Raw genomic sequence first — 23,815 nt, forward strand, 5'->3', positions numbered from 1 at the left:
GGAAACTCCTTAGCGGGAGACGAACGAACGGAGGAAGAAGGCGAGGTTGGCGGGCCGCTCGGCGAGCCGCCGCATGAAGTAGCCGTACCAGTCGGCCCCGTAGGGGACGTAGACGCGCATCTGGTGGGCCTGGGCGAGCCGCCGCTGCTCGGCGGCCCGGATCCCGTAGAGCATCTGGAACTCGTAGGAGGCGGGCGACCGCTCGGCCGCCAGGGACAGCGCGATCTCGATGATCCGGGGGTCGTGGCTGGCGACCATCGGGTATCCCTCGCCCCGCATGAGCCGCCGCAGCGCCCGGACGTACGCCCGGTCGACCTCGTGCCTGCTCTGGAACGCGACCGAAGCGGGCTCGGCGTAGGCGCCCTTGACCAGCCGCACGCGCGACCCCTCGCCCACCAGGCCCCGCAGGTCCTCCTCGGTGCGCCGCAGCATCGCCTGGACGGCGACCCCCACCCACGGGAAGTCGACCCGCAGCTTCCCGAGGACCTCCAGCGTGGAGTCCACGGTCGTGTGGTCCTCCATGTCGAGGGTGACGGTCATGCCGACGCGCCCCGCCGCGGAGCAGATCTCCCGCGCGTGGTCGAGCGCGAGGTCGCCGGGCAGCGCCTGCCCGAGCGCGGACAGCTTCACCGAGGCGTCGGAGCCCCCGGCGAGCCCCTGCTCCTCGAACGCCGCGAACAGCCGCAGGTAGGCGTCCCGGGTCGCCCGCGCCTGGGCGGGCTCCCGGGTGTCCTCCCCCAGGTGGTCGAGGGTGACCTCCAGCCCGCCGTCCCGCAGTTCCCGCACGCCCTCAAGGGCGGCGTCGAGATCGTCCCCGGCGACGAACCGGTCGACTACTCCCCTGGTCAGCGGCACGGAGGTGATGACATCGCGCATCCGTCCGCTGCGCGCGGCGGCGAGGAGAAGCGGGCTGAGCATGGAACCCTCCAACGTCAAGGAACACCTCGCACGTTAGGAGCACCGCCGCGCACCCCCTATAGTCAAACGCCACTTTCAGGGCCGCCTGGCCTCATACAGATGTACGAAGGAATCGCGATGGCACTCGACCTCCAGGAGATCGTGGAGCAGGCGGCCGACCTCCTGGGCGCGCCCGCGACCCTGGAGGACCGCGACTTCCACCTGGTCGCCTACGCCGCGCACGGCGACACGATCGACCCCGTCCGGATGGACTCGATCCTGCACCGCCGCGCCACCGAGGCCGTCCGCGCCCGCTTCGAGCGCCACGGCATCGCCCGCGCGACGGGCCCCGTCCGCATCCCGGCCGACGCCGCCCTGGGCCAGCTCGCCCGCCTGTGCCTGCCCGTCCGCTGGAACAACGTCACCTACGGCTACCTCTGGCTGCTGGACGACCGGCAGCGCATCACCGATCCCCAGGCTGCCAGGGCCATGCCCCTGTGCGAGAGCGCCGGCCTCCTCATGGCCCGCCAGGCCCGCGAGCGCGACGACCTCGGCTGGAAGGTCGCCGACCTCCTGTCCACGCACCCCGACGTCCGGAGCCAGGCCGCCGACGACCTCACCGACGCCGGAGCGGCCGACACGCCCCTCACGGTGGCCGTCCTGCGCACCCCGAGCCCCGAGCCCCTGAACCCGTGGCTCCTCCCCCACTCCGTCCTGGCCACGGTGTGGCAGCGCGACCACGTCCTGCTCCTCCCCGCGGGCAACGCCCCGGCCGCCCTGCCCCGCGCCCGCCGCCTCCTTGAGGAACGCAACGCCCCCGTCCAGACGGGGGTGTACTCGCCCTGCCCGACCTTGGACGACGTCCACGAGGGCTGGCTCCGAGCCCGCGTGGCCGCCCGCACCGCCGCCCCCGGCGAGACCCGCGACTGGACGTCCCTGGGCGTCCTGCGCCTCCTCCGCACCGCGGGCGACGAGGCCCTGGCCCAGACGACCCAGACCCCCGGGACGGAACGCCTCCTGCAACACGAGGACCTCGCCGCGACGGCCCGCACCTACCTTGACCTGGCGGGCAACGTCCAGCAGACAGCGAAGAACCTGAACATCCACCGCCAGACCCTCTACCACCGCCTCCGCCGCATAGAGGAGCTGACGTCCCTCACCCTCACCGACGGCCAGGACCGCCTGACCCTTCACCTGGCCCTGACGGTCGCCCCCCACCTCACCTGAAGGGGGTCACTCGGCAAGACCGGCGTGCCGCTCCCGCAGATCCCGCTTGAGGATCTTGCCGCTGGGGTTCTTGGGCAGCGCATCCGCGAGGACGACGTACTTGGGACGCTTGTAGGGGGCGAGACGCTCGCGGGCATGGGCATGGACGTCGTCCACGGTCAGGACGGCGCCCGGCTTGGGCACGACCACCGCGGTGACGGCTTCGATCCAGTGCGGGTGGCTGATCCCGAAGACGGCGACCTCGGCGACCCCGCCCAGCTCGTAGACGGCCTCCTCGACCTCCCGGCTGGCGACGTTCTCGCCACCGGTCTTGATCATGTCCTTCTTGCGGTCGACCACCGTCAGGTAGCCGTCCTCGGTCATGATCCCGAGGTCGCCGGAGTGGAACCAGCCGCCCCGGAAGGCCTCGGCGGTCTTCTCCTCGTCGCGGTAGTACCCGAGCGCGGCGTGGGGGCTGCGGTGGACGATCTCGCCGACCTCCCCCGGCGCCACGGGGGCGCCGTCGTCGTCGACGAGCACGGTCTCCACGTTGATGGCCGCACGCCCGGCGCCGCCGGCCCGTTCGAGCTGCTCGTGCGGCTTGAGGATGGTGGCGAGCGGAGCCATCTCCGTCTGCCCGTAGAAGTTCCACAGCCGCACGTCCGGCAGCCGCCACATCAGCTCCCGGAGCACCTCGACGGGCATGGGCGACGCGCCGTAGTACCCCTTCCGCAGGCTCGACAGGTCGCGCCGGTCGAAGTCGGGGTGGCGCAGCAGCGAGATCCAGACGGTCGGCGGGCAGAAGAGCTTGGTGACCTTCTCCCGCTCGATCGTCTCCAGCACCGCCGCCGGGTCCGGCCCGGGGAGGATGACGCTGGTGGCGCCCAGGTAGACGTCGACGGAGAAGAAGCAGTCGAGCTGCGCGCAGTGGTACATCGGCAGCGTGTGCGCCTCGACGTCGTCGGAGCTCATCTCGCCGTCGACCACGCAGCTCACGTACTGGCTGAGGAGGGACCGGCTCGTCAGCACCACGCCCTTGGGCCGCGACTCGGTCCCCGAGGTGTACATGATCCGCAGCGGGTCGTCGTCCCCGACGAGGACGTCCGGCGCCGTCGAGGGCCCTTCGCGCCACCAGGCGTCGACGTCCTCCCACCCCTCGCCCGGCGCGGCGCCCGACAGCGGGATCCACCCGCGCACCCCGTCCTGGACGCCGGCCGCGGCGAGCGCCTTCTCCGCGGTCGCGGCGAGCGCGTCCTCCGCGATGATCCCGGAGGCCCCCGAGTGCCCGAGGATGTAGGCGATCTCCCCGGCGTTCAGCATGAAGTTCACCGGAACGAGCACCACGCCGAGCTTCGCCGCGGCGAACACGGTGACCGCGTACTGCCAGCAGTTGTGGCTGAGCAGCGCGAGCCGGTCCCCCTTGCCGAGCCCCCGCGCCGCCAGCGCGTGCGCGGCCCGGTTCACCGCGACGTCGAACTCCGCGTAGGTGACCCGCAGCTCCCCGCTGACGACGGCCACCTTCCGGGGATCCCGCCGCGCCGTCCGATGCAGCAGATCCCCCACCGAGTGCTGCCGAGCCCGAGCAACGACCGACACAACCGCCACCTTCTCCACGACAAAAAGGCCAGGTGAGAGCAAGAAGGCCGATCATAACCGCACACCCGGACCCCCTCACCACCCCCGAAAAGGGGTCAGGGCCGAACCCCGCGAACCGAACCTCGGGAGTACCGGCGGCGGAAGTGAGTACGGACTCCCGGGCGGCTGAGCACGGGTGCTCAGGCGGTGGGGCGAGGGCCTCGGCAGAGTGGCACCCGAGGTGATGCCAATGAGCACCGATCAGCAATCCCCGGGACGGGCCGCCGGCGGTTCGTCCGTCGCGGCGGTCGTCGACGGGCTGGAGTTCCGCATGTCGTCCGAGGCGGACGACGGGTGGATCCGCCGTCTCCGGCATGAGATCTACGCGCGGGAACTCGGCCAGCACGCCCCCAACGCCGCCGGCCTTCTCACCGATGACCTCGACGGGAGCAACGTCTACATCGTGGCGGTCCGCCGCGGAGAACCGGCCGGGTTCGTCAGTGTGACGCCCCCGTGGGCGGGCCGCTTCTCGATCGATCGCCATCTGCGGAGGGACGCGCATCCGGCGCTGTGCGATGACGGCCTGTTCGAGATCCGGATCCTGGCCGTCGATCCGGGCCTGCGGGGCAAGATGATCGGCAGGCTGCTGATGTACGCGGCGCTTCGCTGGGTGGCGGGGCACGGAGGCCGGAGCATCGTCGCCTTGGGGCGGGTCGAGTTGCTGCCGATGTACCTGGCGCTGGGGCTCGCGTCCACCAGCACGGCGGTGCGATCGGGGGCGGTGGACTTCCAGCTCCTGACCGGCGACGTCGCCGAGCTCACCGACCGGACCCTGCGACAGCACGGACCGCTGCTGCGCGATCTAGGACGGAAGGTGCGGTGGAGGCTGGAGGTGTCCTTCCTGCCGGAGGACGAGTCCTGCGCGCACGGCGGTGCGTCCATCGAGGCGCTGGGACGGGGGTTCGACACCCTGGGCGCGCACGGCGACGTCGTCCCCGCCGACGTGCTCGACGCCTGGTTCCCGCCGGCTCCCGCCGCGGTCGCGGCCCTGACCGGCGGGCAGGAGTGGATCGCGCGCACGTCTCCGCCGGCGCGGGCGGAGGGGCTGATCGAGGAGATCGCGCTTCGCCGGGGCCTGCCCGAGAACGCCGTCGCGGTCGGCGCGGGTTCCTCCGACCTGATCTTCCGCGCGTTCCGCGGCTGGCTGGACGCCTCCAGCAGGGTGCTCCTGATCGACCCCTGTTACGGCGAGTACGCGCACGTCGTCGAGCAGGTGATCGGCTGCCGCGCCGACCGGTTCCCGTTGTCCCGGGCGGAGGGCTGGCGGATCGACCCGGAACGTCTCGCCCGCGTCCTGCGGAAACGCTACGACCTCGTGGTCATCGTCAATCCCAACAACCCGACCGGGGTCCATCTCGACACGGCCGGACTGCGGGAGGTGCTGGAGGGCGCGCCGGGCGGGACCCGATTCTGGATCGATGAGGCGTACGCCGGTTACGTCGGCGCCGGGCAGACGCTGGAGCCCTACGCGGCGGAGGCCGGCAACGCCGTCGTCTGTACATCGCTGTCGAAGATGTACGCCCTGTCGGGCCTGCGGGCGGCCTATCTCACCGCCCCTCCACCGATCGTGGCGGATCTGCGTCGCTGGACCCCGCCGTGGTCGGTGAGCCTGCCCGCCCAGATCGCCGCGGTGGGCGCGCTGCGCGATCCGGCGTACTACACCGCCCGATGGGCCCAGACGGCGGCGCTGCGCGCCGGACTTGCCGCCGCGCTCGCGGAGGCCGATGAGGACCTGCGCGTCAGTGAGTCGGTGGCGAACTTCGTGCTGCTCACACTGCCCCGGGGCGGCCTCACCGCGTCGCGGCTCGTCGACCGGTGCCGGCGGCGGGGCGTGTTCCTGCGGGACCTGTCGCCGATGTCCCCGGCGTTCGAGGGCAGGACGGTGCGAATCGCGGTCCGCGACCCCGCCGCGAACGCCCGCGTGGCGGGTGCCGTAGCCGAGGCCCTGCGCGTCCCGCACGGTACGGCGTGACCGAGGTCGCGGATCTGGTCCCTTACCTTGCCGGCGCGCTGTGCGTCGGCGGCATCGCGGCCGGCTTGTCCAAGCGGCGTGAGTACGTACTGCGGTGGTGCGCCTGGGCCGTGGGCGTGCCCGTCGTGGTGGTCGCCCTGGGCATGGGCCCTGGCGGTGCGGCCGCCCTAGCCGCGTCGGCGGGAGTGGCGTGCGCCGTCGAATACGCCGCCTTGACCGGCCTGCCCCGGCTGGACCGCGCAGTGCTCGCCGTCGCCGTGCCCGTGGCGCCGGTGACGGCCTGGCTGGCGCCCGGCCATCTGCCCCGCCTTCTCGCCCTCACCCTCGCCACCGTCGCCCTGGTGCCGGTCCTGGCCGGTGACGCGGCCGGCGGACTCTCCAGGCTGTGTTTCGGTGTGCTCGGAGTGATCTGGTTCGCGCCGCTGGCCGGCGTGGTCCTGCTCGGCCCGGAGAGCCTGGCGCTGTTCGCCGCGGTGTCGATCGCCGACATCACCGCCTCGTTCGGCGGCCGGTCGCTGGGCGGGCCGCCCCTTTCCCGGCTGTCGCCGTCCAAGCACTGGAGCGGCCTGCTGACCGGGACCGTCACGGGACTGGGCACACTGGCCGTGCTCGGCGCTTTCACGCCGGCCTGGGCCGTCGCGGTGGCGGTCGGCGCCCCGCTGGGGGACCTGCTGGAGTCGATGGTCAAGAGAGGCGTAAAGGCCAAGGACTCCGCCTCCTGGCTGGCGGGCGCAGGCGGCCTGCTCGACAGGCTCGATTCTCTCCTCATCGTCCTGGTGCCAGCACTGGCACTCGCCTGACGACCGCCCGGTTTCCCCAAGGCCCCAGGGCCGGACCCAGCGGAACGGGCACGCGGGGGGTCGAGGGCGGGCTTCGAGGGGCGAAGCCGAAAGGGGGTCTAGGGGCGGAGCCCCAGGGGCGGGCGGGTGGGGGAGGCGGAGGAACGGGGGGATCCGGGGGGTCGCCCCCCGGGCGAAATGCGAAGGGCCCCCTTGGGGAGCAGGCAAAGCCTGCGACCAAGAGGGCCCTAGGACCAGTAGCGGGGGCAGGATTTGAACCTGCGACCTCTGGGTTATGAGCCCAGCGAGCTACCGAACTGCTCCACCCCGCGGTGATGTCTTAAGTCTATGGCATGGGGCGGAGTGGTTCGTACGGGTGCGTCATCGGGTGCAGGCGGGGACGGTGCCTTTGCCGCTCGTGAGGGCGTTGAGGGATTGGACGGCGTCGTGGAGGGTGTCGGCGCGGACGAGGCGGAGGCCGTCGGGGCGGGAGCCGGCGGCGTCGGCGCAGTTGTCCTTGGGGGTGAGGAAGACGGTGGCGCCGGCCCTGCGGGCGGCGATCATCTTCTGCTGGATGCCGCCGATGGGGCCGACCTTGCCGTCGGGGGTGATGGTGCCGGTGCCGGCGATGAATCTGCCCTGGGTGAGGGGGCCGGGGGTGAGTTTGTCGACGATGGCGAGGGAGAACATGAGGCCGGCGGAGGGGCCGCCGATGTCGCCGATGCTGATGTCGATCTTGAAGGGGAACTTGTACTGGTCGGAGAGGACGATGCCGACGACGGCGCGCTTGCCGCCGGGGTCGGCGACGGTCTTGAGGGTGGCCTTGCCCTGCTTGCCGTCGCGCGTGTAGGCGAGGGTGACGGGGGCGCCGATCGCGCGCTTGGCCATGGTGCCGGTGACCTGGGAGACGCTGGAGACGGCGGCGCCGTCGAGGGCGGTGATCTCGTCGCCGGGTTTGAGGGCGCCGTCTGCGGGGCGCCCCTTCTGGACGCCGTCGACGACGACGCGGGTGGTGACGGGGACGCCGAGTTCGTGGAGGGCGGCGGCTTCGGCGTTCTGCTGGGAGTCCTGCATCGCCCGGGTGTTCTCCTGGTCGACCTGCTTGGGCGACTCGTCCTTGGGGAAGATCGTCTCTTCGGGGACGATGGCGGTGTCGCCGGCGAACCAGCCGCGCAGGGCGGTGAACAGGTCGATGCGTCCGCCGGGGCCGCCGCGGTAGGTGACGGTGGTGAAGTTGAGGTGGCCCTGGTCGGGGTAGGTCTGGCGGCCTTCGATCCTGATGAGGGGCTGGCCTTTGTCGTTCGTCCCGAGGGTGTTGCTCGTGGGGCCGGGCATCAGGGCGACGTACGGGACGCGCATGACGGAGCCGACGACGGCGAGCACGAGGACGAGCACGCTCGCGAGGGTGAGCGTGGCGGCACGACGAGACATGCCGGAGACTCTATGCGGTTCGGGCTCTCAGCAGGCTCCGACCCACTCGTCGCCTCCGTCGGCGAACGTCTGGTGCTTCCAGATGGGGACGCTGGCCTTGAGGTCGTCGATGAGGCGGCGGCAGGCGGCGAAGGCCTCTTCGCGGTGGGGGCAGGACGCGGCGACGACGACGGCGATGTCGCCGATGCGCAGGTCGCCGACGCGGTGGAGGGCGGCGAGGCCGAGGACGGGGAAGTCGGCGGCGACCTTCTCCATGACGGCGCGGAGTTCGCGCTCGGCGCTGGGGTGGGCGCTGTAGGAGAGTGCGGTGACGGCGCGGGCGTGGTCGGTGTCGCGGACGGCGCCGGCGAAGACGGCGGTGCCGCCGGCGCCGGGGGCGCCGACGGCGGCGTACACCTCGTCGACGGACAGGGGCGTGTCGCGGACGCCGATCAGCCGGATGACGTCCCCGCCGGTAGCGCTTTGGCTCACGTTCCGCAGGCTACCTCTCCGGGACTGCCGCCTTTACTCGGGTGTGCCGGGCTCGTCGGGTTCGAGGGTGGCGGCGAGGGCCTCGGCGAGGGCGGGGACGAGGTCGGGGCCGGTGAGGACCTCGTCGTCGGCGTCGTGGCGGCGCAGCCGGAGGGCGGAGTGCCGGGCGCCGTCGCGCAGCACGCCGACGATCATGCGCACGTCCTCGCGCCTGGGGTGGGACGCGGCGAACTCGGCGGCCCGGGCCTCCTCCTCGGGGATCTCCTCCTCGACCTCGGGCGGCAGGACGATCCGTTCCAGGACGAGGGCGCAGCCCTCGACCGTGTCGGGCCAGGCGATGGTGGCGAGGGCGTCCTCGACGCCGGCCTGGTCGGGCAGGGCGGGTTGTTCGAGGGCGGCGAGGGTGTCGGCGCCTTCCCGCAGGCCGAGCTGCTCGGCGAGCTCGGGCTCGGCGCGGCGCAGTTCGGAGCTGCGGACGAGGGCGTAGATGCGCGGCGCGCTGTCCCAGCCCTCCTGGGCCGAGTGACGTTCGAGGTCCAGCACGACTTCTTCCAGAAGACTCACGGGCCCATCTTTCCCCCATTCAGCCCGGGGAAGTGCGGGAACCCCCGTGCCAGTCGGTAAGTTGCATCTACAGCACCGGCGGGCGGCCGGTGGGAGAGATCTCGATCGGAGGGGCCACTTGACCTTCCGGACTCCCGGTTTCGGGCGCCGGCTCGGTACCGGACGGACGCGGCTGCTGCTGCCGGTGATGGTGGCGCTGGCCGCGCTGCTGGTCGCCTTCCTGGTGTTCACGGCGGTGTACACGGACCTGCTGTGGTACCGCTCGATCGGTTTCTCGTCGGTCTACACGACGCAGCTGCGGGCGAAGGCGGTGCTGTTCTTCGGGGCGGGGCTGCTGATGGCGCTGGTGGTGGGCGCGAACGTGGTGGTGGCGTACCGGCTGCGCCCGGCGTACCGCCCCCTGTCGGTGGAGCAGCAGGGGCTGGAGCGCTACCGGGCGGTGATCGACCCGCGGCGGCGGCTGATCGCGTGGGGCCTGCTCGGGGTGCTGGGGATGCTGACGGGGTCGTCGGTGGCGGGCCAGTGGCCCGTGTGGCTGGCGTTCCTGAACCGGACGCCGTTCGGCGTGGAGGACCCGCAGTTCCACAAGGACGTCTCGTTCTACGTCTTCACGTATCCGTTCCTGCGCCTGGTCATCGGGGTGGTCTTCGCGACGGTGATCCTGTCGATCCTGGCCGCGGTGATGGTGCACTACCTGTACGGGGGGCTGCGGCTGCAGGGGCCGGGCGACAAGGCGAGCCCGCCCGCGCGGGCGCACCTGTCGGTGCTGTTCGGGTTGTTCATCCTGCTGAAGGCGGTCGCGTACTGGTTCGACCGGTACGGGCTGGTGCATTCGGAGCGCGGGGTGGCGACGGGCGCGTCCTACACGGACGTGAACGCGCTGCTGCCGGCGAAGACGATCCTGGCCGTGATCGCCCTGCTGTGCGCCGTCATGTTCTTCAGCAACCTGCTGCGGCGCGGCATGATGCTGCCGGGCGTCGGGTTCACGCTGCTGGTGCTGTCGGCGATCCTGCTGGGCGGGGTGTACCCGCTGCTGATCCAGCAGTTCCAGGTGAAGCCGGACGAGCTGGCCAGGGAGCGCCAGTTCATCCAGCGCAACATCGAGTTCACGCGCAGGGCCTACGGGGTGGACGGGGCGCGTGTCGTCCCGTACGGGTCGCAGCCGGGGACCGACAAGAAGTCCCTCCAGGACGAGGCCGCCAAGCTCGGGCAGAACGGGGTGCGCGTCCTCGATCCGAACGTGGTGGGCGAGACGTTCCAGCAGTTGCAGCGGATCCGGCCGTTCTACCGGTTCCCCGACACGCTGGACGTGGACCGCTACCAGGTGGACGGCAAGCTCGTCGACACCGTGGTGGCGCTGCGCGAGCTGTCCGGGGCGCCGGTGGGGCAGCGCAGCTGGGTGAAGGACCACATGGTCTACACGCACGGCTACGGGTTCGTGTCCGCCTACGGCGACCGTTTCGACTCGACGGAGCCCGCCTTCATCACCCCGGACATGCCGGCGTCCCCGAACCAGCCGATCAAGGTGGCGCAGCCGGAGATCTACTTCGGGGAGCGCTCGCCGCGGTACTCGGTGGTCGGCGGCCGCGGGCAGCAGGAGCTGAACTACCCCGACAACAGCCCCTCGGGGCAGCAGAGCAGCACCTACGACGGGCAGGGCGGCGTGCCCGTCGACTCGTTCGCGCACCGGCTGCTGTACTCGGCGAAGTTCCAGGACAAGAACCTGCTGCTGTCGGGCGCGATCGACAGGAACGCGAAGATCCTCTACGACCGGTCGCCGCGGCAGATGGTGCAGAAGGCGGCGCCGTGGCTGACGCTGGACGGCGACCCGTACCCGACGGTGGTGAACGGCCGCATCCTGTGGGTGGTGGACGGCTACACGACGTCCGGCAGCTACCCGTACTCGGAGGAGATGAGCCTCGGGGAGGCCACCCGCGACACGATCACCGACACGCGGTCGGCGGTGGCGCGGCAGGCCAACGACCACATCAACTACCTGCGCAACTCGGTGAAGGCGACGGTGGACGCCTACGACGGCACCGTCCACCTCTACCAGTGGGACGAGAACGACCCGATCACCAAGACGTGGATGAAGGTGTTCGACGGCACGGTGCAGCCGCGGTCGTCGATCCCGCCGGAGCTGGAGTCGCACTTCCGCTATCCGCAGGACCAGTTCAAGGTCCAGCGGAAGATCCTCACGAAGTACCACGTGACGGACCCGTCGGCGTTCTACAACGGGGAGGGCTTCTGGGAGGTGCCCGAGGACCCGTCCGCCAGGGGCAAGCAGCAGCCCCCCTACTACCAGAGCCTGCGGATGCCGGGCCAGGACGACCAGTCCTTCTCGCTGACCACGGTGTTCAACCCGCGAGGCAACCCGCAGCTGGCCGCGTTCATGTCGGTGGGGTCGAACCCGGGGCGCGACTACGGGCAGATCCAGATCCTGCAGATGCCGCGCAACGCGCAGCCGGCGGGGCCCGGCCAGGTGCAGAACTCCTTCGAGACCGATCCGAAGGTGAAGGCCGATCTGTTCGCGTTGCGGCAGGGCGGGACGAAGACCGTCCCGGGCAACCTGCTGACGATCCCGTTCGGGGGCGGCCTGCTGTACGTGGAGCCGATGTACACGAAGGCGGCGGGGGGCTCCGAGCAGCAGCCCTACCCGATCCGCGGCAAGATCCTCGTGCGGTACGGGGAGGGCATCGCCGCGGCCGACACGCTCGATGAGGCGTTGAAGCAGGTGCTCGGCGGCACCGGCGCCCCGGCCCGGCCGGGGTCGCAGCCGCCGCCGGACCAGCAGCTGAGCGCGCCCGCGCAGAAGGCGATCGAGGATTTGAAGGCCGCCGTGGCCGACTACGAGAGCGCCCAGAAGAAGGGCGACTACCCGGGCATGGGCGAGGCATGGAAGCGGATCAAGGACGCGCAGGCGGCGCTGTCGGCCGCGGGCCGGGAGCCGCCGAAGACCTCCCCCGGCCCGTCGCCGAGCCCGTCGGGGTCGCCGTCGCCGTCCGCCTCGCCGAGCGCCACGCCGCCGGCGAGCTGACGGTGCCGCCGGCCCGCCCGGACGGGCCGGCCGGCGGGGTTCAGCGGCGGCGCCTGCGGGCGCGGCGGATGGCGGCGGCCGCGCCGATCGCGGCGACGGTGGCGCCCGCGGCGGTCGCCATGGTGGCCTCCTTGCCGCCGACGCGGCGGCCGACGACGGCGTGCCGTCCGGCGGTCTCCTCCATCACGGCGCGCAGGGCGGCGGCGTTGTCGTGGAGGGGCTTCCAGCCGGCGGCGCGCAACCGCGCGCAGTCCACGACCCACGGGTAGGCGACGTAGTGCAGGTCGGTGGCCGGCGCGGGGGTCATGCCGAGCCGGTGCAGGCGCTGCGCCATCCCGAAGGTGAGGGCGGCGGGCAGCTCGATGGGGCGCTTGCCGGTGATCTCGGCGACCTCCTCGGGGCCGAGCCAGCCCTCGGAGCCGACGGCGAGGGGGCCGGGCACGTTCGCGGCGACGACGAGGTCCAGGGCGGACGCGAGGTCCTCGATGTGGCAGAACTGCCAGCCGGGCGTGCTGCCCTTGACCGACAGCAGCCGGGGCGCCTCGAAGTGCCGGGTGACGACGGTGTCCACGCCGGGCCCGGCGAGCGCGGCCGGGCGGACGACGGTGACCTCCACCCCGGGGTGGGTGAGGTGCGCGGTGGCGGCCAGCTCCTCGATCTCCAGGTAGTCGCCGGCGATGGAGGTGCTGGCCTCGGCGAGCAGCGGCGCGTCCTCGCTCAGCGGCACCTCGTTGCCGGGCCCCGCCCCGTACACCATCGCGGACGTGACGAGGACCACGCGCCGGACGCGGGCCGCCGCCGCGGCGGTGACCACGGTCTGGGCGCCGCGGACGTTGTGGGTGCGGCGCTCGCGCGGGTCCACGTCGGGGGACCGTTCGAGGTCCAGGTTGACGATCACGTCGACGTCGGAGAGCCGGCCGGGCAGCAGCGGATCCCTGATGTCGACGACACGCCAGGTGACGCCGGGCACGTCGCCGCGGTGCCCGTCGATGGCGACGACCTTGCGGATCTCTTCCCGTTCGGCGAGCCGGGCGGCCAGCAGCCGCCCCGCGCCGGTGGCCGCGCCGGTGACGGCGACGACCGGGCCCTTGCTACGCCGAGGGCGAACCTTGCCCGTTGCCACGGGGGTGCCCCCTTCCTTGAGTACGCGACCTTGCCGGGACCGGCTAACGTTGCGGATATGAGCCCATCATGCATCCCAGGGGCAAACCGATGAGTGACACCCCGTTCGGCTTCAACCGTCCCGGGGACGGCGACGACGACGACCGGCCCCAGGATCCGTTCAAGGGCATGGGCGGCGACATGGCACAGTTCGCCGACATGCTGCACCGGTTCGCGGACATGATCGGCGCGCAGGGTGCGGGCGGCGAGGGCGGCGGCCCCCTGAACTGGGACCTGGCCAAGAACATCGCCCGGCACTCCGTGGTGGAGCAGGGCGACCCGTCGGTCGTGGACGCCGAGCGGCGCCAGGTCGAGGAGGCGCTGCGCCTGGCGGAGCTGTGGCTGGACGAGCGGACGACGCTGCCCGCCGGGATCCGCACCCCGCAGGCGTGGAGCCGGTCGGAGTGGATCGAGCAGACGCTCCCGGTGTGGGCGAAGGTGTGCGACCCGATCGCGTCCCGCATGGTCGACTCGATGGGCGGGGCGCTCGGCGGCGGCGAGATGCCCACCGAGATGCAGGCGATGGCGGGCCCGCTGATCGGGATGGTCAAGCAGATGGCCGGGGCGATGGTCGGCGGGCAGGCCGGGCAGGCCCTCGGCGGGCTGGCCCGCGAGGTGACCGGCTCCGCCGACGTGGGGCTGCCGCTGGCGCCCGACGGCGTCGGGGCGCTGCTGCCCGCGGGCGTCGAGGCGTTCGGGGAGGGCCTGGAGGTCTCCTCCGACGAGGTCCGGCTCTACCTGGCGCTGCGGGAGGCCGCGCACCAGCGGCTGTTCACGCACGTGCCGTGGCTGCGCTCGCACCTGCTGGGCGCGGTCGAGGAGTACGCGCGCGGCATCACCGTCGACCTGTCGGGCATCGAGCAGGCCGTCCAGGGGCTCGACATGAGCAACCCGGAGGCCATCCAGGAGGCGCTCGGCGGGGAGATCCAGCTTCAGCCCGAGGAGACGCCGCGGCAGAAGGCGGCGCTGGCCCGGCTGGAGACGACGCTGGCGCTGGTCGAGGGCTGGGTCGACACGGTCGTGAACGAGGCCGCGCAGGGCCGGCTGCCCGGCTCGGTGAAGCTGGCGGAGGCGGTGCGGCGGCGCCGCGCGACGGGGGGTCCGGCGGAGCGGACGTTCGCGACGCTCGTCGGCCTCGAACTGCGGCCGCGCCGGCTGCGGGAGGCGGCGGCGCTGTGGCGGTCGCTGACCGAGGCGCGCGGCACCGAGGGCCGGGACGCGGTCTGGGAGCACCCCGACCTGCTGCCGACGTCCGACGACCTGGACGACCCGGAGGGCTTCGTCCACGGCCGGGACGAGATCGAGGGCCTGTCCGACATCGACCTGTCCAAGCTCACCAAGGGGCTGGACGAGGACGGCAAGCCCGACGAGAAGGAGTCCGGCGACGCGAAGGACGCCGGGGAGGAGCCGGACGGCGGTGATCCCGGCGGCGAACGGGGGCCCGGCGACGAGGGGCCGCGCTCATGAGCCGGTCGCGCCCGTCGCGGGTGAACGGCTGCCGGTACGAGCCCGGCTCGTCCACGAACGCGATCCGGAGGCGGGTCGCGCGGGCGAGCCTGTGCTGGCAGCGGCCGCTCGACCAGGAGCGGCGCCGCCGCCGCCCCGACAACTCCCGCTACCCGCGCGTCGGCCGCGCGTGAGGCGCTCGCCGGGCACGCGGTCGTGACGTCAGAGGTCCTCTACGGCGACGCCGTGCGCGTCCTTTCGTCCTGGCAGGCGCCCGATCCCGCCCAGGACGGGCTGCGGCTGGAGTTCCTGCGGCATCTGGAGGAGCATCCGGCGGACGGTCTGTGGCGCGAGTGCGCGGACGGGCACATCACCGCCAGCACCGCCGTTCTCGACGCGTCCGGTACCCGGGTCCTGCTGACGCTGCACTCGAAGGTCAAGGCGTGGCTCCAGCTCGGCGGGCACTGCGAGCCGGGCGATCTCGCGCTCGCGGGCGCGGCGCTCCGGGAGGCGACGGAGGAGTCGGGCATCGCGGGCCTGCGGCTGGTGCCGGGACCGGTCCAGCTCGACCGGCACGAGGTCCCCTGCCATCCGCAGGGCACCTGGCATCTGGACGTGCAGTACGTCGCGGTCGCTCCGGAGGGCGCCCGGCACGCGATCTCGGACGAGTCGGACGATCTCCGCTGGTTCCCGGTGGACGGTCTGCCGGAGTCGGCCGACGCGGCGGTCCGGCGCCTGGTGTCCCGGGCGGTGGCCGCGAGCGCGTGACGTCGTGGCCTCGTCGGCGGCGCGCACCGTCGTCAGCGGCCGAGCGGGCGGCCTTCCAGGAGGGCGCGGGTGTTCTCCCAGCCTTCCAGGCCGGGGTCGAGGAACCGCAGGTCGTCGAGGGTGCGGAGGCGGTGCCAGCCGGGGCCCTGCGGCACGAGCCCGGGGCGCGGCGCGGCGGCGCGGAGCCGGGCGAGGGCGTCGGGGGTGTCGAGGTCGACCTCGCGCAGGGCGCCGGCCAGCCAGCCGGGCAGCGGGAGGCGGGCGGCGAGGGCGACCAGGCCGTCGCCGCGGGCGGCGGGGCCTTCGGCCCGGCAGGCGGCGGCCGGGGCGGTGCCGAGGGCGCGGAAGAGCTTGCCGAGCAGCAGCCCCGGCAGGTCGGGGGCGTCGGCGGCGATCAGCGCGGCGGTCTCGGCGCCGAGGGCGTGCAGGGCGGCGAACGCGCCGGCGAGGGTGGCCTCCCGGACGATCGGCGTGCCCGGCCAGGTGACGGCCTCGGCGTCCGGCTGGTCCGGCGGGTCCAGGACGAGCGCGGGCGTCACCAGTTCGAGTCCGGCGACGACCTCGTAGGTGTCCTCGAGCAGCGCGAGCCGGAATTCCTCCGGGTCGAGGCCGGGCGGCACGGCGGAGCGGGACGGCCACGCGAGCACGGCGGCGCAGCGCGCCGGGCCTGCGGGCCTCGGCGCCGTGGTGGCCTGGTCGGTCACCCGGCGGCCTCGTGCGGGAACTCCTCGCCGGGGTGCAGGCCGTCGCCGTGGTGGATGTCCGCGACGTCGCCCGGGGCGTCCGCTTCGAGCGGCAGGTGGGCGGCGGCGGCGACGCCTTCCAGGTAGCCGCGGGCGCGGTCGGCCTTCGGGTAGTTGCCGACCAGCTGCCAGAAGTCGGCGCCGTGCCCGGGGATGAGCAGGTGTGCCAGCTCGTGGACCAGGACGTAGTCCACGACCCAGCCGGGCATGCCGCGCAGCCGCGTGGACAGCCGGATGGTGCCGTCGTCGGGGGTGCACGACCCCCAGCGGGCGCGCTGGTTGGCGACCCAGCGGACGCTGACCGGGTCGGCGCGGCCGGCCAGGTAGCGGCGGGACAGCTCGCGTGCGCGGGACTGGAGGTCGGCGTCTGTGGGCCGCCGTCGGCGCTCCCTCTCCGCGAGGCGTTCGAGGATGGTCGCGATCCACTGTTCCTCTTCGGCCTTGCTCAGCCTGGACGGAACCATCACCACCACCTTGTCGCCCTCACGGTAGGCGGACACGGTGCGCCTGCGCCTCGGGCTGCGGCGGACCTCAACGTTAGGGGGCACGGTCAGAACCGTACTCGAATTTTTGCCAAATCCACAGGGGGTGTTTGACGTTATCGCAGGTCAACCCCTACGTTTTGGACAGTTCTCCAACGCTTCCACCAATCTCGGCGGACGGTTTCGGCGGTGGCCCGCGCACTTTACTCGCCTGAGAATTGGGGGCTGCGCTTCTCCCGCTGCGCCGCGAGCCCTTCGCGCATGTCCCGGGACGCCATCGTCACCGGCTGGGCGAGGGACTCCCAGCGCAGCGCCGACTCCATGTCGGGGTGGCCGCCGTTCGCCAGGGCGACCTTGGTGAGCCGGGTCGCGATCGGCGCCTGCGCGGCGACGCGGGCGGCGACGGCGAGGGACTCCGCCAGCACGTCCTCGCGCGGGAAGGCCCGGTTGACCAGGCCGTGCCCGGCGGCCTCGGCACCGGTGAGGACCCGTCCGGCCAGCAGCATCTCGCGGGCCAGCGGCAGCCCGGCGACCTCGGGGAACAGCCAGGTCGCGGCCATTCCGGGGTGCAGGCCGAGCGCGGTAAACGGGGCGAGCAGCTTGGCGTCCCGCGCCGCGTACCGCAGGTCGCAGGCCAGCGCGAGGCAGAGGCCGGCGCCGACCGCGTGCCCGTTGACGGCGGCGATCGTCGGCACTTCCAGGCCGCGGATCGCGAGCCACGTCCGGTAGAACTCCAGCATCCGGTCGCGCAGCGGCGGGACGGCGACGTCACCGGTTCCGGCCAGCCAGGACAGTTCGCCGCCGGAGCTGAAGGCGGTGCCGGCGCCGGTCACGACGACGCAGCGCAGCGCCGGGTCGGCGCGCAGGTCCTCGACGGCCCGCTTCCACGCGGCGGTGAGGCCGTCCGCCATCGCGTTGCGGCGGCCGGGGTCGTTGAGGGTCAGGACGGCGACCCCGTCGGGACGGCGGTCGATCAATAGCACATCGGCAGGCTCCGCGGACATGTCCGGCACCGTACCGCGCCCGCCGCGGCGCGCGCCGCGCGGCCCCTCCCACGCGTGAGAAAGCGCACACTTACCACGTTTGACCAGGTCAAGCGGGGGGGACGGTTCCGGCTTCGGGGAGAGTTGGGGATGGTTGTGGCGTGAATGACAGTGGATCACCGACAATGGTCGGCGTGAGCGATCTTCCCCGCCGCGCGGTGACGCGGTCAGCAAAGCTGGCGTCCCTCCCCATCGGCTTCGCGGGACGCACCGCCCTCGGCATGGGAAAGCGGACCTTCGGCCGGCCGGCGGAGACGGTCGCGATGGAGATCCAGACCCGGACCGCCGAGCAGCTGTTCAAGGTGCTCGGCGAGCTCAAGGGCGGCGCGATGAAGCTCGGCCAGATGCTGTCGATCTTCGAGGCGGCGCTTCCGCCGGAGATCGCCGGCCCGTACCGGGCCACGCTGACCAAGCTGCAGGAGGCCGCTCCCCCGCTGCCGGTGTCGACCGTCCACAAGGTGCTGGAGGAGTTCCTCGGGGAGGACTGGCGGGACTACTTCGAGTCGTTCGACGACCGGCCGGCCGCCGCGGCGTCGATCGGCCAGGTGCACCGCGCGGTCTGGCACGACGGCCGGGCCGTCGCGGTGAAGGTGCAGTACCCGGGCGCGGGCAAGGCGCTGATCAGCGACTTCAACCAGCTCGCCCGGCTGGGCCGGCTGTTCGGGGTGCTGATGCCGGGCCTGGACGTCAAGTCGATGCTGGCCGAGCTCAGGGAGCGGGTGGCCGAGGAGCTCGACTACACGATCGAGGCCGAGTCGCAAACGCGGTTCCGCGAGGCATATCTGGACGACCCCGACTTCGCCATCCCCGAGGTCATCGCGCAGTCCGGCGACATCCTGATCAGCGAGTGGATGGACGGCACCGCGCTCTCGAAGATCATCAGCGACGGGGACCAGGAGACCCGCGACCACGCGGCCCTGCTGTACTGCCGGTTCCTGCTGTCGGGGCCGAAGCGGTCGGGGATGCTGCACGGCGACCCGCACCCCGGCAACTTCCGGCTGCTGGAGGACGGCCGGCTCGGCGTCCTGGACTTCGGCGCCGTCGACCGCATCCCCGGCGGGTTCCAGCGGCGGCTCGGGCTGCTGCTGCGGATCGGCACGATGGCCGACATCGACGAGGTCGAGGAGGCCCTGCGCCGGGAGGACTTCATCCGCGAGGGGGTGGAGATCGACGCCGAGTCGCTGCAGGGGTTCCTCGCGCCGATCACCGAGCCGTTCGTCACCGAGACGTTCGAGTTCAACCGCGAGTGGCTGCGCGACATGGCCGCCCGGGTCACCGACCTGCGGCCCTCCAACGTCGTCCGGCAGCTGAACCTGCCGCCCGAGTACGTGATCATCCACCGGGTGCTGTCGGCGGGCACCGGCGTGCTGTGCCAGCTCGAGTGCGAGATCCCGGCCCGCGCCGAGTCGCTGAAGTGGGTGCCCGGCTTCGCCGACGACGCGGACGGCGAGCTGGTCGGCGGCTGACGGCTGCACCCGGCATGCGCCGCGCGCGGAAGCGTCGGCACCTGGAGAGGCTCGGGGGCCCCGCGCACTGATGAGGTGTGCGGGGCCCCGCTCTTCGCGCGTCCGGTGAGTGGGCCACGGGACGCGCTCCACGTGCCCGCCGGGAGGCGTGCCGTCCGCCAAACCATCCAAGAAAGGACGGACGGCGGCCTGCGACCGGCGAGCTCTGGGCCTTTCAGTCCTGCTTCGCGACCGGTTTCCCGGTTCGTCGATCGGTTCCCGGTTCGTCGGTCAGTCCCGGTGCCGCGGCCGCTGCGGGTGCGCGTACGCCTCGCCGGCCGCGGTGGGCGCGAGCAGGACGCGCCGCACCCGCGACGCCCTGGTCCGCGCCTCCCGGCGGGCGCGCCTGAGCGCGACCACGCGGGCGGCGAGCTCGTCGGGCACGGTCGCCGGTATTCGCTCCCGGGACAGATCCTGGCTGAGCAACGTCATCTCGCTGAACACCGTCATCTCGTTCTCCACGGCCGCCCGGAGGCGCGGTCCCCGCGCGGGGGCCGCGCCTCCGGGTTCGGTTCGGCCGATCACCGGCGCGGTGGGCATCGTGCCTCACGCCGCCACTTCGTCGGGCCGCGGGTGCTTGCGCGGGCGGCCGCGCGGCCGCTTGCGCGGCACGATCACACCGCGGACGAACAGTTCGCCGCCCCAGACGCCCCAGGGCTCCTTGCGCTCCAGCGCCCCGGCGAGGCACTCCCTGCGGAGCGGGCACTCCAGGCACAGGGCCTTGGCGAGCTCGACGTCGGCGGGAGCCTCGGCGAAGAACAGCTCCGGGTCGGTCCGGCACGGAAGCGTGAGGTCCTCCTCGCACACTGCGAGAGCCCCCTGCATCACAGTCACCCTTGTTCCTCTCGTTGGATCTCAACGGGCGTGTCGGTGGGTCTGGACAAAGAAGAAGGCCGCGGATCCGGTGTCTGGATCCGCGGCCTGGGGGCTTGCCGGTCTTCGTTCTAGACCGGTCGTCGCCTCCAGGGGTACGGACCCGACACGCCACCCGTGCGGGTGACGCCCACGTGGGCCGTGGCCGGAGCCGGAGCGCTCATGTCCTCGAAAAGGTGTTCGAAGACACTGCGCCCCTGGTCGTCCTGGATTCGCTGCTCGAAGCGCTGAGCGCACAGATTCGTGCCGCGCAGCCCGCGCTCGTCGCGCCGCCACATGCCGCTCTCACGCTTTCGCGCGGCGGACGCCTCGACGCCGGACGCCCCGAAATACGCGGCGGGCTCGCCGGGCATCGAGAGACGGGTCATCGGGGCGCGGGACGCGGAGATGCCTGGCAGCGAGGCGCCAGAGCAGGCCGCGGTCCAGGACGACGCGGATTTGGTCAACGTGTTGCTCACCGGACTGCACACCACCTCTCTGGCTCCTCGGGCCGGGGCCGGCGGATTCAAGATCCACACCGGTCGGCCGGTTGATTGCTCGCGTCGAGCGTACGGGGACTCCGCCGGATCAAGCAAGATATTTTTGACCTGCGGTTTCGTGGGGGACTTCACCCTCGTTCCACAGAACCCGGTGCGCCTCGCGAGCATCGAAACTCCCGGGAGCCCCGTACGGAACGATCATCTCACGGACGGGTCTCCGGGCGCCTGCGTTCGGTGTCGGAGACGCGGACGAGGCCCTCCTGCATGACCGACACGACCAGTTCCCCCGAGCGGGTGAACACCTGGCCGCGGGCGAGCCCGCGGGCGCCGCCGGCGAACGGCGTGTCCTGGTAGTACAGCAGCCAGTCGTCGGCGCGGAACGGACGGTGGAACCACATCGCGTGGTCGAGGCTGGCGCCCATCGTCCGCTTGTCGCCCCAGGCCAGCCCGTGGTTGAGCAGGACGGTGTCGAGCAGCGTCATGTCCGAGGCATAGGTCATGAGGCACACGTGCAGCAGCGGGTCGTGCGGCAGTTCGCCGTCCACCTTCAGCCACACCTTCGACTCGGGCGTGGCGAGGGCGGGGTCCTTGGCCGCCTCCCACGTCAGCGGCGTCGCGTGCCGGATGTCGAACGGGCGGCGGGTGACGAACTCGCGCGCGCCGACCTCGCCGAACAGCGGCGTGAGGCGGGTCAGGCCGTCCGGCAGCGTCTCCGGGGCGGGGGCCTCCGGCATCGGGGCCTGGTGGAACGGGCCGTCCTCGTCGACCTGGAACGACGCCGACAGCGTGAAGATCGCCTTGCCGTGCTGCACGGCCGTGACGCGGCGGGTGGTGAAGGACCGCCCGTCCCGGACCCGGTCGACGGTGTAGACGAGCGGGACCAGCGGATCGCCGGGCCGGATGAAGTAGGCGTGCAGCGAGTGGACGGGCCGGTTCGCGGGGACGGTGCGCCCGGCGGCGACGAGCGCCTGCCCCGCCACCTGACCCCCGAACACGCGCTGCCGCCGCTCTTCGGGGCTGCGGCCGCGGAAGATGTCATTCTCGATCTGCTCCAGGTCGAGCAGGTCCAGCAGTGCCTTCAGCGATTCCTTCACGGCGGCCAGTCTTCCCTATCGGCCTGAGTGAGCCAGGTCTCACCCCGTGACGCCGGACGCACCCGCGCGCCGGTCCCGCCCCGCGGCCTCAGTGCCCGCAGAGACCGAGGACGGCATCGCCGTAGCGGTCGAGCTTGACCCTGCCGACGCCGGGGATGCGGGCCAGGTCCTCCCGGGATTCGGGGGCGTGCTCGGCGATCGCCTGGAGCGTCGCGTCGGTGAACACCACGTACGCGGGCACCTTCTGCTCCGCCGACGCCTCGGCGCGCCACTCCCTGAGCGCGAGGAGGAGCTCCTCGTTCAGCTCGGAGGGGCAGTCTTCGCAGCGGCCGAGCTTGCGCTCGACGGCGGCGGTCAGCGGGCGGCCGCACACGCGGCACGGCTGCGGCCCCTTGGCGGGGCGCCGCTTCGACCGGTCGACGCGCGCGGGCGTGTGCGTGGTGGTCTTGCCGGTCAGGCCGTCCAGGAAGCGGGACGGGCGGCGGGCCTGCGTTCCCCCGGGCGAGCGCGCCAGCGCCCACGACAGGTTCAGGTGCACGCGGGCCCGCGTCACGCCGACGTACAGGAGGCGGCGCTCCTCCTCGATCTGCTCGGGCGTCTTGGCGTAGACGATGGGCAGCGTGCCCTCGGCCAGCCCGACGAGGAACACCGCGTCCCACTCCAGGCCCTTGGCGGCGTGCAGCGAGGCGAGCGTGACGCCCTCCAGCGGCGGCGCGTGCTGCGCGGCGGCGCGCTCCTCCAGCTCGGCGACGAACTCGGTGAGCCCGGCCCCGGGGTTCTCGGCGGCCATGTCCTCGGCGAGCTGCGCCAGCGCCGCCAGGGACTCCCAGCGCGCGCGGGCCGCGCCCGCGCCCTCGGGCGGCCGGTCGGAGAACCCCGCCCCGCTCAGGACGTGCCGGACGGTCTGGATCAGCCCCATCCCGTCGGTCTCGGCGTCGGCGCCCGCCCGGGCCGCACCGCGCAGCCGGACCACGGCCTCGCGCACCTCGGGCCGCTCGAAGAAGCGCTCCGCGCCGCGCAGCACGTACGGGACGCCCACGGCCGCGAGCGCCGACTCGTACGTCTCGGACTGCGCGTTGATCCGGTACAGGATCGCGATCTCCCGCGCGGGGACGCCCTCCTCGATCAGCTTGCGGGCCCGCCGGGCGGCGTCGTCGGCCTCGGCGACCTCGTCGTCGTACTCGTTGAACACGGGCTCGGGCCCGTTCTCGCGCTGCGCGACCAGCTCCAGCCTGTGCCGCGCGCCGCGCGCCTGCCCGATCACCCCGTTCGCCAGCCGGACGACCTGCGGTGTCGAGCGGTAGTCGCGGACGAGCCTGACGACCTTGGCGTCGGGGTGCTCGCGGGTGAAGTCGAGCAGGTGGGAGGGGGACGCGCCGGTGAAGGAGTAGATCGTCTGGTTGGGGTCGCCGACGACGCACAGGTCGTCGCGGTCGCCGAGCCAGGTGTCGAGCAGCATCTTCTGCAGCGGGTTGACGTCCTGGAACTCGTCCACGACGAAGTACCGGTACTGCTCGCGGACCTGGTTGGCGACCTCGCGGTGCTCGGTGAGGACGGCGGCGGTCAGCTCCAGCATGCCCTCGAAGTCGAGCAGGTTGCGCTCGCGCCTGAGCTGCTCGTACATCGCGTAGACGCGGGCCACGTCGACGACCTCGGCGGGCGGCCGGCGGCCCGCCTTCACGACCGCGGCCGGGTAGTCCTCGGGGCGGTTCTGGGTGACCTTCGCCCATTCGATCTCGCCCGCGACGTCGCGCAGCTCCGTGCGGCCGAGCGTGAGCCGGCACGCCCGCGCCGCGTCCGCGACCAGCTTGATCTTCGAGTCGACGATCTTCGGCGGCTCGCCGCCGACGACGCGCGGCCAGAAGTAGTGGAGCTGCCGCAGCGCGGCCGCGTGGAACGTGCGGGCCTGCACGCCGGGCGCGCCGAGCTGCCGCAGCCGGCTGCGCAGCTCCCCCGCCGCCCGTGTGGTGAACGTCACGGCGAGCACCCGCTGCGGCGTCACGACGCCGGTGAGGGTGGCGTAGGCGATCCGGTGGGTGATGGCCCTGGTCTTGCCCGTCCCGGCGCCCGCGAGGACGCAGACCGGGCCTTTCACCGCCTCGGCGACCGCCCGCTGCTCGGGATCGAGTCCCTCCAGCACCGACTCAGCTGACATTCCCCCATACTCGCAGCCCGCCTCACCTGTATCAGCCATCCCGCCGCCTGTGGACGACGCGGAATGGGAAACGG

Annotated in this window: 22 protein-coding genes and 1 tRNA gene; 8 read left to right on the forward strand and 15 right to left on the reverse strand. The window is 72.7% G+C overall.

What is annotated here, in order from left to right:
- Nucleotides 1-9 precede the first annotated feature (9 nt).
- Nucleotides 10-918, reverse strand: coding sequence for a proline dehydrogenase family protein (locus CHC11_RS25930; RefSeq protein ID WP_089314414.1), 909 nt, complete (start codon nucleotides 916-918; stop codon nucleotides 10-12).
- 117 nt (nucleotides 919-1,035) lie between these two features.
- On the opposite strand from CHC11_RS25930, the gene CHC11_RS43550 reads away from it, so the two are divergent.
- Nucleotides 1,036-2,124, forward strand: a complete 1,089-nt coding sequence (locus CHC11_RS43550; RefSeq protein ID WP_089314415.1) for a PucR family transcriptional regulator — start codon at nucleotides 1,036-1,038, stop codon at nucleotides 2,122-2,124.
- A gap of 6 nt (nucleotides 2,125-2,130) precedes the next feature.
- On the opposite strand, the gene CHC11_RS25940 is transcribed toward CHC11_RS43550, so the two are convergent.
- Entirely contained in the window at nucleotides 2,131-3,699 is a 1,569-nt protein-coding gene (locus tag CHC11_RS25940) for an acyl-CoA synthetase (protein ID WP_245919765.1), read from the reverse strand.
- Between the two features lie 229 nt (nucleotides 3,700-3,928).
- Between CHC11_RS25940 and CHC11_RS25945 the strand changes: the two genes are divergently transcribed.
- Nucleotides 3,929-5,710: an aminotransferase class I/II-fold pyridoxal phosphate-dependent enzyme gene (locus tag CHC11_RS25945; protein WP_089314417.1), complete on the forward strand. Its 1,782-nt coding sequence runs from the start codon at nucleotides 3,929-3,931 to the stop codon at nucleotides 5,708-5,710.
- Nucleotides 5,707-6,510: a phosphatidate cytidylyltransferase gene (locus CHC11_RS25950; RefSeq protein ID WP_089314418.1), complete on the forward strand. Its 804-nt coding sequence runs from the start codon at nucleotides 5,707-5,709 to the stop codon at nucleotides 6,508-6,510. Before CHC11_RS25945 ends, CHC11_RS25950 begins: the two co-directional genes overlap by 4 nt.
- 237 nt (nucleotides 6,511-6,747) lie before the next feature.
- Here CHC11_RS25950 and CHC11_RS25955 read toward each other — a convergent pair.
- The 4 genes from CHC11_RS25955 to CHC11_RS25970 all read right to left on the reverse strand — a co-directional run bounded on the left by CHC11_RS25955 (nucleotide 6,748) and on the right by CHC11_RS25970 (nucleotide 8,955).
- Nucleotides 6,748-6,821: transfer RNA gene (locus CHC11_RS25955), tRNA-Met, on the reverse strand.
- Between the two features lie 49 nt (nucleotides 6,822-6,870).
- On the reverse strand, nucleotides 6,871-7,920 hold the full coding sequence (locus CHC11_RS25960; RefSeq protein WP_089314419.1) for a YlbL family protein: 1,050 nt from the start codon (nucleotides 7,918-7,920) through the stop codon (nucleotides 6,871-6,873).
- A 27-nt stretch (nucleotides 7,921-7,947) separates the two neighbouring features.
- Nucleotides 7,948-8,391: a molybdenum cofactor biosynthesis protein MoaE gene (locus tag CHC11_RS25965; protein ID WP_179278995.1), complete on the reverse strand. Its 444-nt coding sequence runs from the start codon at nucleotides 8,389-8,391 to the stop codon at nucleotides 7,948-7,950.
- Between the two features lie 33 nt (nucleotides 8,392-8,424).
- Entirely contained in the window at nucleotides 8,425-8,955 is a 531-nt protein-coding gene (locus tag CHC11_RS25970; protein ID WP_089314421.1) for a PPA1309 family protein, read from the reverse strand.
- A 118-nt stretch (nucleotides 8,956-9,073) separates the two neighbouring features.
- On the opposite strand from CHC11_RS25970, the gene CHC11_RS25975 reads away from it, so the two are divergent.
- Nucleotides 9,074-11,992 carry a UPF0182 family membrane protein gene (locus tag CHC11_RS25975; protein WP_089314422.1) on the forward strand — a complete coding sequence of 973 codons (2,919 nt, stop codon included), beginning with the start codon at nucleotides 9,074-9,076 and terminating at the stop codon, nucleotides 11,990-11,992.
- 40 nt (nucleotides 11,993-12,032) lie between these two features.
- On the opposite strand, the gene CHC11_RS25980 is transcribed toward CHC11_RS25975, so the two are convergent.
- Nucleotides 12,033-13,115, reverse strand: a complete 1,083-nt coding sequence (locus CHC11_RS25980) for an NAD-dependent epimerase/dehydratase family protein (RefSeq protein ID WP_089314423.1) — start codon at nucleotides 13,113-13,115, stop codon at nucleotides 12,033-12,035.
- A gap of 89 nt (nucleotides 13,116-13,204) precedes the next feature.
- On the opposite strand from CHC11_RS25980, the gene CHC11_RS25985 reads away from it, so the two are divergent.
- From CHC11_RS25985 to CHC11_RS25990, 3 genes are read left to right on the forward strand one after another with little or no spacing between them, the layout of a single operon-like run.
- Nucleotides 13,205-14,620, forward strand: coding sequence for a zinc-dependent metalloprotease (locus CHC11_RS25985; RefSeq protein ID WP_089314424.1), 1,416 nt, complete (start codon nucleotides 13,205-13,207; stop codon nucleotides 14,618-14,620).
- Nucleotides 14,617-14,793: a hypothetical protein gene (locus CHC11_RS41595; RefSeq protein WP_179278996.1), complete on the forward strand. Its 177-nt coding sequence runs from the start codon at nucleotides 14,617-14,619 to the stop codon at nucleotides 14,791-14,793. The genes CHC11_RS25985 and CHC11_RS41595 overlap by 4 nt, the downstream gene beginning before the upstream one ends.
- A gap of 22 nt (nucleotides 14,794-14,815) precedes the next feature.
- Nucleotides 14,816-15,367: an NUDIX hydrolase gene (locus CHC11_RS25990; protein WP_245919767.1), complete on the forward strand. Its 552-nt coding sequence runs from the start codon at nucleotides 14,816-14,818 to the stop codon at nucleotides 15,365-15,367.
- A 32-nt stretch (nucleotides 15,368-15,399) separates the two neighbouring features.
- Here CHC11_RS25990 and CHC11_RS25995 read toward each other — a convergent pair whose 3' ends face one another.
- The 3 genes from CHC11_RS25995 to CHC11_RS26005 all read right to left on the reverse strand — a co-directional run bounded on the left by CHC11_RS25995 (nucleotide 15,400) and on the right by CHC11_RS26005 (nucleotide 17,596).
- Nucleotides 15,400-16,071, reverse strand: a complete 672-nt coding sequence (locus CHC11_RS25995) for a glycosyltransferase family protein (protein WP_245919769.1) — start codon at nucleotides 16,069-16,071, stop codon at nucleotides 15,400-15,402.
- Entirely contained in the window at nucleotides 16,068-16,610 is a 543-nt protein-coding gene (locus CHC11_RS26000) for a M48 metallopeptidase family protein (protein WP_179279007.1), read from the reverse strand. Before CHC11_RS26000 ends, CHC11_RS25995 begins: the two co-directional genes overlap by 4 nt.
- A 185-nt stretch (nucleotides 16,611-16,795) precedes the next feature.
- Complete coding sequence (locus tag CHC11_RS26005; protein WP_089314426.1) at nucleotides 16,796-17,596, reverse strand: enoyl-CoA hydratase/isomerase family protein; 801 nt, start codon at nucleotides 17,594-17,596, stop codon at nucleotides 16,796-16,798.
- Between the two features lie 173 nt (nucleotides 17,597-17,769).
- On the opposite strand from CHC11_RS26005, the gene CHC11_RS26010 reads away from it, so the two are divergent.
- A complete protein-coding gene (locus CHC11_RS26010) occupies nucleotides 17,770-19,101 on the forward strand; it encodes an ABC1 kinase family protein (protein WP_089314534.1) in 1,332 nt (443 codons plus the stop codon).
- A 270-nt stretch (nucleotides 19,102-19,371) separates the two neighbouring features.
- Here the strand turns inward: CHC11_RS26010 and CHC11_RS26015 are convergent, their stop codons facing one another.
- The 5 genes from CHC11_RS26015 to CHC11_RS26035 all read right to left on the reverse strand — a co-directional run bounded on the left by CHC11_RS26015 (nucleotide 19,372) and on the right by CHC11_RS26035 (nucleotide 23,741).
- The gene (locus tag CHC11_RS26015; RefSeq protein ID WP_143227323.1) at nucleotides 19,372-19,590 is read right to left on the reverse strand and encodes a hypothetical protein; all 219 of its coding nucleotides are present in this window, start codon (nucleotides 19,588-19,590) and stop codon (nucleotides 19,372-19,374) included.
- Nucleotides 19,591-19,686: 96 nt separating this feature from the next.
- Complete coding sequence (locus CHC11_RS26020; protein ID WP_089314535.1) at nucleotides 19,687-19,965, reverse strand: WhiB family transcriptional regulator; 279 nt, start codon at nucleotides 19,963-19,965, stop codon at nucleotides 19,687-19,689.
- A gap of 119 nt (nucleotides 19,966-20,084) precedes the next feature.
- Complete coding sequence (locus CHC11_RS26025) at nucleotides 20,085-20,624, reverse strand: hypothetical protein (protein ID WP_179278997.1); 540 nt, start codon at nucleotides 20,622-20,624, stop codon at nucleotides 20,085-20,087.
- Nucleotides 20,625-20,695: 71 nt separating this feature from the next.
- Nucleotides 20,696-21,586: an acyl-CoA thioesterase II gene (tesB, locus tag CHC11_RS26030; protein ID WP_089314429.1), complete on the reverse strand. Its 891-nt coding sequence runs from the start codon at nucleotides 21,584-21,586 to the stop codon at nucleotides 20,696-20,698.
- Between the two features lie 88 nt (nucleotides 21,587-21,674).
- Nucleotides 21,675-23,741 (reverse strand): ATP-dependent DNA helicase UvrD2, encoded by a 2,067-nt coding sequence (locus tag CHC11_RS26035; protein ID WP_089314430.1) that lies wholly within the window; start codon nucleotides 23,739-23,741, stop codon nucleotides 21,675-21,677.
- Nucleotides 23,742-23,815 lie beyond the last annotated feature (74 nt).

The sequence above is a fragment of the Actinomadura mexicana genome, from assembly GCF_900188105.1.
GTDB classification, from domain to species: Bacteria; Actinomycetota; Actinomycetes; order Streptosporangiales; family Streptosporangiaceae; genus Spirillospora; species Spirillospora mexicana.